This is a genomic window from Dysgonomonas sp. 511 (assembly GCF_010501105.1).
Classification (GTDB): Bacteria; Bacteroidota; Bacteroidia; order Bacteroidales; family Dysgonomonadaceae; genus Dysgonomonas.
The window spans coordinates 73,079-83,624 of sequence record NZ_QVMQ01000025.1; the positions used below are offsets into that span (position 1 = coordinate 73,079).

At 31.9% G+C, this 10,546-nt stretch carries 11 protein-coding genes; 5 read left to right on the plus strand and 6 right to left on the minus strand.

Going from position 1 to position 10,546, the window contains the following annotated elements:
- Nucleotides 1–220: 220 nt before the first annotated feature.
- Nucleotides 221–1,510: a site-specific integrase gene (locus tag D0T57_RS11980; protein WP_255490586.1), complete on the minus strand. Its 1,290-nt coding sequence runs from the start codon at nt 1,508–1,510 to the stop codon at nt 221–223.
- A 105-nt stretch (nt 1,511–1,615) separates the two neighbouring features.
- On the opposite strand from D0T57_RS11980, the gene D0T57_RS11985 reads away from it, so the two are divergent.
- Nucleotides 1,616–3,361, plus strand: coding sequence for an ATP-dependent endonuclease (locus D0T57_RS11985; RefSeq protein ID WP_163273727.1), 1,746 nt, complete (start codon nt 1,616–1,618; stop codon nt 3,359–3,361).
- Between the two features lie 300 nt (nt 3,362–3,661).
- Nucleotides 3,662–3,928 (plus strand): Arm DNA-binding domain-containing protein, encoded by a 267-nt coding sequence (locus D0T57_RS11990; RefSeq protein ID WP_163273728.1) that lies wholly within the window; start codon nt 3,662–3,664, stop codon nt 3,926–3,928.
- A 129-nt stretch (nt 3,929–4,057) separates the two neighbouring features.
- Here the strand turns inward: D0T57_RS11990 and D0T57_RS11995 are convergent, their stop codons facing one another.
- Nucleotides 4,058–5,056, minus strand: a complete 999-nt coding sequence (locus D0T57_RS11995; protein WP_163273729.1) for a hypothetical protein — start codon at nt 5,054–5,056, stop codon at nt 4,058–4,060.
- Between the two features lie 139 nt (nt 5,057–5,195).
- On the opposite strand from D0T57_RS11995, the gene D0T57_RS12000 reads away from it, so the two are divergent.
- A complete protein-coding gene (locus D0T57_RS12000) occupies nt 5,196–5,438 on the plus strand; it encodes a helix-turn-helix domain-containing protein (protein ID WP_163273730.1) in 243 nt (80 codons plus the stop codon).
- Nucleotides 5,439–5,441: 3 nt separating this feature from the next.
- Here the strand turns inward: D0T57_RS12000 and D0T57_RS12005 are convergent, their stop codons facing one another.
- The 4 genes from D0T57_RS12005 to D0T57_RS12020 all read right to left on the minus strand — a co-directional run bounded on the left by D0T57_RS12005 (nt 5,442) and on the right by D0T57_RS12020 (nt 8,224).
- The gene (locus tag D0T57_RS12005) at nt 5,442–5,720 is read right to left on the minus strand and encodes a hypothetical protein (RefSeq protein WP_163273731.1); all 279 of its coding nucleotides are present in this window, start codon (nt 5,718–5,720) and stop codon (nt 5,442–5,444) included.
- A gap of 4 nt (nt 5,721–5,724) precedes the next feature.
- Complete coding sequence (locus D0T57_RS12010; protein WP_163273739.1) at nt 5,725–6,405, minus strand: site-specific integrase; 681 nt, start codon at nt 6,403–6,405, stop codon at nt 5,725–5,727.
- A 69-nt stretch (nt 6,406–6,474) separates the two neighbouring features.
- Nucleotides 6,475–6,993, minus strand: coding sequence for a phage integrase SAM-like domain-containing protein (locus tag D0T57_RS12015; protein ID WP_163273732.1), 519 nt, complete (start codon nt 6,991–6,993; stop codon nt 6,475–6,477).
- A gap of 55 nt (nt 6,994–7,048) precedes the next feature.
- Nucleotides 7,049–8,224, minus strand: a complete 1,176-nt coding sequence (locus D0T57_RS12020) for a site-specific integrase (protein ID WP_163273733.1) — start codon at nt 8,222–8,224, stop codon at nt 7,049–7,051.
- 181 nt (nt 8,225–8,405) lie between these two features.
- Between D0T57_RS12020 and D0T57_RS12025 the strand changes: the two genes are divergently transcribed.
- Together D0T57_RS12025 and D0T57_RS12030 are read left to right on the plus strand one after the other, a co-directional pair.
- A complete protein-coding gene (locus D0T57_RS12025; RefSeq protein ID WP_163273734.1) occupies nt 8,406–9,683 on the plus strand; it encodes an ATP/GTP-binding protein in 1,278 nt (425 codons plus the stop codon).
- Entirely contained in the window at nt 9,680–10,318 is a 639-nt protein-coding gene (locus D0T57_RS12030; RefSeq protein WP_163273735.1) for an RloB family protein, read from the plus strand. Before D0T57_RS12025 ends, D0T57_RS12030 begins: the two co-directional genes overlap by 4 nt.
- The last annotated feature ends 228 nt before the right edge of the window (nt 10,319–10,546 follow it).

The window sequence follows — 10,546 nt, forward strand, 5'->3', positions numbered from 1 at the left end:
GGTATCGCCAAACACCCATATATACATGCACAAACAACCCACCCTATATTGGAGAGCTATTCGTGCCTTGTATATATTTTCAAAATTTGGCGATTTCGATAGGCAAGGCACTTCTTACTATTTCTAATAAGTCTGTTCCTAAGAACATTGCAAAGATAAAAATATATCTTCGGATTCTAAAGAACGCAATAACTCATTTTATAGGATGGGTCTTTTTGTCTTATCCAAAGGTCTTTATATCCTTCGCTGATTCTTTTGCTATCGACAAATCATATTTCAAATACCTTTCAGTCATTGTTACAGACTTATGTCCTAAGTATTCCTTAATCTTGTATATATCCACCCCATCAAGAACCAAAAGAGTGGCGAAGGTATGCCTTGAGGAATGGTAGGTAATATGCTTTTCAATACCAGCCATTTGCGTAAGTTTTACAAGGGTTTTATTTACGGTAGGTTCTTTAAAACCATAGAAAACATTCTTTTTACTACCAATGAGTCTTTTGCTATCCGACAGTTCTAAAGCTACAGCACGAGCCATTGTAAACAAAGGAGTTATAACGTCAGATTTTGTCTTTATCATAGTCTTTTTGATAAGGTTATTCTCAAAGTCAATATGATTCCATTTTAAATCAATAACATCGGAAAAGCGAAGTCCGCAATAGCAAGCAAAAAGGTACATCTGCAATACTTTATACATCGTAGAATCATGACTCAATTTAGGTCTAAGCTTTCTTAACTGATCCAATTCTGTACGTTCAAGATAAACTTCTTTCGTATTTGCTTGGGGTATTTTAAACCATAGATAAGGATTTTTGACAGGAATATCATGCTTTATCATGTCAAGAATGACAGTACGGAAGTTTTTATGCTTTGGATTTCGTCCTCCTCCCGAATTACCATTGACTTCTCGCATATGGTCATCAAATTCTTCAATAAAAGACAAAGAAATATCCGATATTTTGAAGTCATCTTTAAACTCTTTCAAAACATTATGGGTTGTCATATATACCCGAATAGTTTCTGGATTCAATCCTTCTTTTCTTTTACGTTCTACAAAATCAAGATAATATGTATAAAACGATTGATTCTCGGGTTTTACTTTTCGCTTACCTGAATAGAACTCTTTAATCAAATCCAAGGTCAATTCCTGCCCGTCTGCCAATGCTCTATTTATCTGAAGCTCTAAGTCCGCTATCTTCTTATTTAGTTGGATTAGCAATGCCTTATCCTTTGGCTCTCGTTTTTTTGCATCCCACTTGTCTTTTTCCACTTCAAGATTAGTAGGAAGTTTGGTATCTTTACCTCCGACTCCTATTCTTAAATTTATAGGATATTTACCATTCCTTTTTACAGGCTTTTCATCTCTAAGACATTTATTGATTGAATATTCTGCCATAATACCGATTTCATTTACAGTTTCATGTACTAAAGTAGTGGCTTTGTCAATAAGGGCAAAATTTCTGCCAAAGAATATAATGCCTTGAACATAAATATCTTTTATCTTTGTCAATCTGTATTCTCGCTTCGTTCAAAAGAATCAAGAATCCAATACCAATGAAAAATATTTGCTATAAGTAGATTGGAAATAAATCAGAAAACTAATTCTTTATGTAAAATGAAATGGATAGCTAAAATTGAAATTAAAAATTTCAGATCATTAAGAAGTATATTGATAAAAGATATAAATGATTTAAATATCTTTTCGGGAGGGAATGACGTTGGTAAATCAAATGTATTAAGAGCTTTGGATATCTTTTTCAATGATAAAGTTATAAATTTCGATGAAGAATTTAATATCTATAAGAAAGCAAGTATCACAAGAACTAAAGAAAAGCAGACAATAAGTGTCAAAATTTGGTTCAAAAATTATAACTATCAAAATCTACCATCTTCTTTTTCTATAAAAAAAACATGGGGAAAGAGTGGTAAAATAATAAGTCAAATTAATGACACTGAAACATGGAGAAGAAGTCAGAATATATCTACCAAACGGTTGGAAACTGCACTTTCGATGTTTATGAATCGATTTAAGTTTACGTATATTCCAGCAATAAAGGATAATGAATGCTTTAATATAATTCTAATCGAATTATATAATGCTATTATCAACAATACTACAGGTTCTGAAACAGAATTTACAAACACTTTACAGACTTTTAATGACAAATTATCGGAGTTTTCTCAAGACTTATCTGAAAATTTTGAAGAAAAAGCAGGAATTCCTTCAACTATCTCTATTCCAACAAGTGTAAATGAGTTAGCAAAACGACTATCTGTTTCTACTCATAATTCTGATATGCCTTCTTTCAAAATACCATTATTTAATAGAGGCGATGGTATAAGAATGCACTATATTCCCTTTATTCTCAACCAAATTTCAAAATTAGAATCCAAGAAATGGCACATATGGGCTTTTGATGAGCCTGAAACTTCTTGCGAATATTCAAAATCATATTCTTTGGCAGAAGAGTTTGTAGATATATATTCCGTAAAGAATCAAATATTTATATCTTCTCACTCATTTCATTTTATCACTTTAAAAAATGAAAATGTAAGTCGATATAGAGCCTTAAAGAAAGAAAATAACACTGACATAATCAACTTTAATAAGGAATTATTTACAGAACAAGAGCTGCAATCTGAATTAGGAATACTGAAATTACTTGACAATTTACAAGAGGTATATGATAAATTCCGAGAAGAACGTAAATTATTAGAAGAAAATATTGATATTATACAATCCGCAAATAAATCTATGCTCTTTTTCGAAGGCGAATCAGACCGCATTCTATTTAGGAAGGCTTTTGACTCTCTATATTCTCAAGAAGCTGATAATTTTGGATATTCAGAGCCAGCAGATACTAAAGGAGGCGGGGTCATAGGCGAGGGTGCAAATAGTTTAGCAGGTTTTCTGTATTCTCATATACCTAAAATTGGAGAGATGTTAGGTTCAAGAAAGATTATAGCAATCTTTGATAATGATAAAGAAGGGGTTGACCAATTTAACAAAATAGCAAAAGAGTATTCTAAATCATATTCGAAAATAGATATTGACGGAAACTCTATTTTGAAACATAATAATTATGCAGTATACATCTTAAAGTTAATTGCACCTACTTTCAGAAATAAATTTGTTCATAATGAACCTAAATATTGTTATCTATCAACTGAATTATTACTCCAAGATAGCGATATTCCAATCTCAAAAAGAGACATTATTCCCGATACTGTTCCTCCAAAATTTAGCTTTAAATCGGATAAAAAGGTTGATTTTGCAAATAAAATAGCTCCTGATTCTACAAATTTTTCAGGATTTAAAGAAACGATTGATTTAATAAGAAAAATAAAAGCTCTTGATTAATAGGTACGGCTACGGGTACGGAAAATCTGCAATAAAATGACCTTTATTGAATCGTGAATTTAATTGACTTTTATATATTTTGGTAAATTTCAAATAAATATCATTCAAGCAAAGTCATATGAACCCAAAGTGAGCTTCGCCAGGAACCTCTAAGAGTGTTGAAAGATTAGAAAGAAATTTCTAATCTTTCTGTTTTTCAGAGAGTTGTGTTTTTGAAAAAAGAAAGAATAGAAAGAAAAATTAGAGAAATTACACAATCTGTTGGTCGAAAATTGGTCGAACTTTTAAAACAATTTAGACATGAGAGCAACAGTAAAATTAGTACTACGCAACGATTACGTTCGTAAAGATGGTAAGCTACAACTTTGTATGCGTTACATCGCTTACCAAAAAGATTCCTATATTGGCTTAGGAATATCAATCTTACCCAAACATTGGGATGCAAAAGCAATGATGGTTCGTGCGGGAGAGCATCTGGCACATTTATACAACAAAAAGATCACAAATATTTATGAGAAGGCGAAAAGCCTTATTATGAATTTCTACGAGAAGCGGCTCACCCCTTAAAGTTGTGGAGTTAGAAAAAAGGGAGTAGTTTTGCTTTATGGAAACAGGCTACGAACTATTATTACCCGCTGGTATACTGACTTATTTTGAAGTAACCCATGCTGAACGGACCTCTACGGCGATATTGATCTATTTGCACTCCTTTGCTAAATTAACAAGGCTTACAAAACGCTGAATATATGGCAACTTGTTATTATACGGAGGATTATTGCCGATTATCAAAGCATCAAAATAATCTTGGTCTTCCGTTTCTTCTTTTTGAATGCAAATAGAAACAATATTATTCTCATACAAATATTCCAGTTCGGAAGCCGATTTGTCTGTATAATTACAACGAACCAAATAGATAGGCTCCTCAAATAGAGGTTCATTCAGCCAAAGAACTCTGGTTAGCTTTTCGGCAAACTCGTATAATCGTTCTTTCCTAAGTTCTGTATTTACTTTCAATAATTCGTGGTCTTCAATAGGAAAGTATTTCTTTATAAAGACATTTGCTATTTGAGTTGTTGGCATTTGCGAAGAAGGAAGCCAATATCTGACATTATTATTCTGAATATCGGGAACCAAAACTTCTTTGAACCAAGAATACAACTCAACATATTTCCATAGGGGTTGAGAGTTTTCTCTTTCGTCTTTTTCTTGTAATTGCTTGCTTATATCTTCTCTCAAATCAACGCCTATTGCGGAACTTAGAACCGAATAATCTTGGGAGTTCTCAAAATAAGCAATCAATAAATCCCTGATAGAGAATCGTTCTTTTATTACAATAAAAAAAGTATTTATCGCATCTTGAAGTTTCTTAGGTTCATTATCATCATAGAAGATTTTTATTAAATCCTTGACTTTTGAGAAACAAGAATCCTTCTCAATAACTTTATCCAAAATTACACGAGTGCAAGAATTAAAAGTATTGATTATCTCATTCTTTCGTACTTTATCAGTCAAACCCTCTTTGCTTTGCAAGTAATTATTTACTACTTCACTGAGATTGTAGCCAGCATATACAATTCTCGCAAGAACTTCGATTCTTTTTTCTACCTCAACTTGGTTTGCCTCATGGGAATAAGCCTGAAATAAGGCTTTAGGCTTAATTGCGATACTTAACTCTTCAAAAGGATTATTCTTCATTTTATTGCTATTGTTCAATTAGATACAAATTTCAAAATTGGACAAATATAGCAATAATTAACAATAAAACCGCATATATGCAAACGTTATTTATGCGGTTACATAGATGCGGAGTTAGCCGTAATTTCGTGTAAAATATATGATTAAGAAGAAATCTCAAATATCAAAAGATAGTCGTTTGGCTGAAATAGGCAATCGAGTTCGTGCTTTGCGAAAGGCAAATACAAATCTTAGTGCCGAAGATTTTGCCAATGAGAAAGGCTTTGACCGTGTTCAATACTCCCGAATCGAAAACGGAGCAAACATTACAATGAAAACTCTTCTAAAGGTGGTAGATGCTCACAATATGACGTTGGAAGAGTTCTTTAGCAATTTAGATTAAGGGTTATTTTAGCATTAATCTTAGATATTCTTCATCTTTCAGCAATCTTTCCCTTCTTTTTTCTTCGGTTTCCCCAATACAGGAAAGCAATATTATACTGATTATCGGAGTTAAACAAAAAGAGAAAATGACCCAATAGAAAGCACTTCTCCCATTTTTACAAGCCATTTCGTAAACATAGTATAGCAAAATCAAAGCGTTTACAATGACTGCTATAATAATGACAATAGCAAGAAAACCCATAGAATTAAATTCAGTTTGCATAATCAACAATGTATTCATTTTTCTACTTTACTAAAGGTTTATTGACTTTGACAACTTCTATTTTATCAGCAAATTCTTTCGAAATCATACCGCTCCACTTAACATATTTAAGCGTAGTATTAAAACTTCTATGCCCCATAAACTTCATTAAAGCGTAGCGATCCATTCCATTAATCATAAAATTCGTAGCACAAGTTCTTCGGGAAGAGTGAAAGGTAAGATGCTTATCAATCCCTACTTTTTCTGCACATTCTCTCAACGTTGTATTTATCTCTGTACGCTCTATCTGAGGGAAAACAAATCTTTCGGGTTGCTCCAAATTATTATAGTCGTCTTGCGTCCAATCCAATAAGCATAGTGCGTATTTAGAAATGATATTTTCTAAAAGAACTTCTTTTCCACCTACTTTCTTCTCCAATATTTTTCTAATAATCCAAGGTTCATCTGAGCGGTCGATATGCTTCCATTTGAGAGTTAAGACATCGCCTATTCTCAAACCTGTCATACAAGAAAATAGAAACATAGCAAGAACATCAGATTCTAAAGAGCCATGCGTAGCTTCTTTTAAAAAATATGTATTAAGTTTCTTTAATTCTTCCTTTTCAAGGAAAACATTATTCGTATCAGGTTCTTTAATCGAAATATCTCCACTTTGAAACGGATTTTCAATTTTGATTTTTTGTCTTGTTCCGATATAGTTTATGACTGCTCTGAAATGCCTAAGTCTATTATATCGACTACCTTCTACATCTCCTCTGCCTGCTTCGTTGCCTCATTTTATAAGAAATTTCTCAAAATCATTTATGAATCGTTCAGTTATATCTTTTATTCTTATTTCCTTGCGAAATTCTTTTAATGCTCGAAAAGTAGTCCTATATGATTTGAAAGTACCATTGGACATATTGCCTTTTTTTTCTTGCATTACAATATACTTATTAAAATAATCATAGAAAGAAGCGTTGCCTGATTCGTCTATATTCTCATTCTCAACAATTTTCTTTAGTAAATCAATTGTTATTTCCTCTTCATTGATAACTGCTTTACTGACTTCTTTTTTTATTCTTCCGAACTCATTATCAATGATTATAGCCATTTCGGTATCATAAGGGCATTTTTTAATATCATTCCATTCTTCTTGGGAGAACTCAAACGTTTTGCCTTTTTTTCCAAAAGAAAATTTAGGTTCTTTACCGTCTATTCGTTGAAATCTGATATACAAAGGCATTTTACCATTTTTCTTTTTCTTATCGGTACGAAGAAATAATGTCGGAGTAGGAACATATACGCTCATAGCAATGCAATTTTTATGCGAAGATAAATATATTCAAGCAATTCATTGATAACTATCACGAAAACGTATGGATTCCTCTTGCCGATTCTCTTGCTATCGACAAATCATATTTCAAATATCGTTGGGTCATATTTACCGACTTATGCCCCAAGTATTTCGAGATTTTATAAATATCTACTCCATCGACTACAAGAAGGGTCGCAAACGTATGACGTGAAGAATGATAGGTAATATGCTTTTTGATTCCTGCAAGTTTTGCGTGATTACGGAGCGTTTGGTTTACTGTCGGTTCTGCGTAATTATAGAATACTTTCTCATCACTATTTAACGGAGTTCCGTTCTTTGACCGTTCCATTAATATATCACGAGCCATTGGAAATAAAGGAGTAATAACATCAGTCTTGGTTTTTATCATTGTTTTGCGAATAATGCTATTCTCAAAATCAACATCTTTCCAAGTCAAAGTCATTGCATCGGAAAACCGTAATCCGCAAAAGCAAGAAAACTGATACATTTTCAAAATTTGATATTCTTTCGAGCTTTTATCAAATTGCTCGGTATATTCTACCAAAGTATTAAGCTCCGTTTTATCCAAGTAAATTTCTTTTGCTTCGGAACTCGGTATTTTGAACCACTTATAAGGATTGTCAACTGAAAGATTACGTTTTTGCATATCCAAAATAACGGTTCTCAGATTCTTATGCTTTGGGTTGCGTCCACCAGCCGAATTTCCGTTTACTTCTCGCATATGGTCATCAAACTTTTCAATGAAAGGCAAAGATATATCCGAAATCCGTATATTTTCGTTGAATTCTTTCAGAACATTATAGGTTGTCAAATACACTCGGATAGTCTCTGGGTTAAGACCTTCTTTGCGTTTGCGTTCTACAAATTCAAGATAGTAGTCATACAAAGAACCGTTTTCGGGTTTTACTTTTTTCTTACCTGAATAGAACTCTTTTACCACGTCTAAGGTCAATTCCTGCCCCTCTACAAGGATTCTATTTATATAAAGTTCTAATTCCGTTATCTTCCGATTTAAGAGGATTAGCAATGCCCTATCTTTTGGAGCTTTCTTTTTCGCATCCCATTGCTCTTTTCTTACATCTAACTTCGCTGAAACTTTGGTTTCCTTGATTCCAACCCTAATACGAAGATATATTGGATATTCGCCGTTACGTTTTATCGGCTTGTCGTTTCTTATACAACTTATGATTGAATATTCTGCCATTTTCTAAAAATGTTCATTAACTCGCATGAGCTAAGTTAGTTGGCAGTTTGGAGACGGCAAAATAATTGCCCCCCAAATTATTCTTTAAAAATGTAAATAAATGACGAATTTAAAGGTAAAAATCAAATAATCTAAATTTTTATCCCTAAATTTACAATTGAATAACAAATTTAAATGTAAAATGATTGTCAAATTTAGCGTACAGAATTTCGGTTCAATAAAAGACGAGCAAATATTGTCTTTTGAGGCTGATAAATCGGAACATTTAGAGGATTACTATATAATTCCGATTAATGGTTTGAGATTGCTTAAATTAGGGTTGATATATGGGGCAAATGCTTCGGGAAAAACAACCATTCTAAAAGCTCTTGATTTTTTGAGGAGAATAGTATTAAACCCACAAGAAAAGAAAACGACAGAATTTAATTATGAGCCTTTCTTATTTGATATTGCAACTCCTCATCAAAATACAATTTTATCTATTGAGTTTATTTATAATTCAACACGGTATTATTATGAAGTAGAGTTGAATAAAAAAGCTATTGTAAAAGAAGAGTTAAACTTTTATAGTCCCAACAAGGCGAATGTATTTAAGAGGACTACAAATTTAGAGACTCAATTTACAGAGATTACTTTCGGTAGTAAAATTAAGATAGATAAAATATTTGAGAAAAATTTAGAGTCTAATACCCTATGGAATAATACTGTTTTAGGTGGATTCCTAAAAACAAATATTCAATTAAAAGAATTAAAAGATGTAACAGATTGGTTTGAGTATTATCTAAAACCATTGATACGTCCAAAAGTTTCATTGGATCGCTTTATTATAAAACAACTAGAAGAATCAAAGATTAGAAAAGAAGATATAATTCAAATTTTACAGAAAGCAGATTTCTATATTTCCGATATACTCATTGAAAAGGATGAAGAAATTGAAGACAAAATAGATTTTGAAGATTCTATAAAAAAAATGAAATCATTTCAGAGAATTAAAGATATGTTGTCATATCAAATACAATTTGAGCACACATTAGACAATAGAAAATTTAATCTTCCTTTTAAATTAGAATCAGAGGGAACACAAAGATATTATGGTTTTGCTGAAATATTAAGTCTTATGATAAGAGACTCTTGCATATTTCCGATAGATGAACTAGAATCCTCTCTTCATCCTGATTTATATACTCATTTTTTATTATCATTCTTGGTAAATTCAAAGAAATCTCAAATCATTGCGACTACTCATAATAGAGAAATATTGAATAATAAAGATATTTTCAGAAATGATGCTATTTGGATTACAGATAAGTCTGAAAATTGTGCTACAGAACTTTATTCTCTTTCTGATTTTGATACATCGGTAATTAGGGATACAAGTAATATTTATAATGCTTACAAAATTGGTAAACTTGGCGGTATTCCTAATCTGGGAGACTACTACATCGATATTGAAGAATGAGACAGAGTAGAAGAATACCCATAATAGTTAAACCCCAATATGCTATTGTCGTAGATGGAGAGACAGAGTTTTGGTATATACAAATGCTAAAGCGAAACGAAAAACTTGTTAGCGTTGATTTAAAACCCGAAATACCCCAACGCAAGAAACTATCAGAGCAATATAATAAAGTCGTTGAACTCTCAAAAGATTATGACAAAGTATATTGGATTATTGATTTTGATGTCATAAACAAAGAAACACGAGAGACGAAGAAAGGCGAAAAAACGGTTTTACAAGAACTGAAAGAATATACCAATATCATCACAAAGAAATATAGTAACATTGTTATAGTTATCATAAATAACCCTTGCTTTGAGTATTGGTTATTATTACATTTTGAAGCTACCTCAAAATTTTACACTTCTTACATCGATTTGGTTAAGCAATTAAAAAAACACTTACCTGATTATGATAAATCACAAGTTTATTATACCAAGCAAAATAAAGATATTTACTTGCGACTTTCGTCCCAATTGCCGGCTGCTATTGCTAATGCTAAGAAGTTGAAAGAATTTGATTTTGATAATCCGAATACAGGAGTTAGTCAAATGCACTTTTTATTAGAGAATATTGGAATAGGGAAGAAAAAATAGTCATATACCAACAATTAAACCAAAATATTATGGATTCCTCATATTATCAAAATCAAGTAAATCGAATAGAGAAAGAGATTGCGGATTTACAAAAGAAAATAGCTGATGAAAGTAAGAAAGAATTAGCAAAAACTTAACGACTATGGATTGAAAATCCATAGGTTAAATTACGAATAAAATTCGTGTGAGTGTCGACTATAAGTCGATTGAAAAACAAAAACTAAAGTT

Bases quoted from the DNA above. Each gene is read 5' to 3' on its own strand.
- D0T57_RS12005 (WP_163273731.1), bottom strand. From the start codon at position 5,720: ATGAATACATTGTTGATTATGCAAACTGAATTTAATTCTATGGGTTTT.
- D0T57_RS12025 (WP_163273734.1), top strand. From the start codon at position 8,406: ATGATTGTCAAATTTAGCGTACAGAATTTCGGTTCAATAAAAGACGAG.
- D0T57_RS11985 (WP_163273727.1), top strand. From the start codon at position 1,616: ATGAAATGGATAGCTAAAATTGAAATTAAAAATTTCAGATCATTAAGA.
- D0T57_RS12020 (WP_163273733.1), bottom strand. From the start codon at position 8,224: ATGGCAGAATATTCAATCATAAGTTGTATAAGAAACGACAAGCCGATA.
- D0T57_RS11990 (WP_163273728.1), top strand. From the start codon at position 3,662: ATGAGAGCAACAGTAAAATTAGTACTACGCAACGATTACGTTCGTAAA.
- D0T57_RS12030 (WP_163273735.1), top strand. From the start codon at position 9,680: ATGAGACAGAGTAGAAGAATACCCATAATAGTTAAACCCCAATATGCT.
- D0T57_RS12000 (WP_163273730.1), top strand. From the start codon at position 5,196: ATGATTAAGAAGAAATCTCAAATATCAAAAGATAGTCGTTTGGCTGAA.
- D0T57_RS12015 (WP_163273732.1), bottom strand. From the start codon at position 6,993: ATGAGCGTATATGTTCCTACTCCGACATTATTTCTTCGTACCGATAAG.
- D0T57_RS11995 (WP_163273729.1), bottom strand. From the start codon at position 5,056: ATGAAGAATAATCCTTTTGAAGAGTTAAGTATCGCAATTAAGCCTAAA.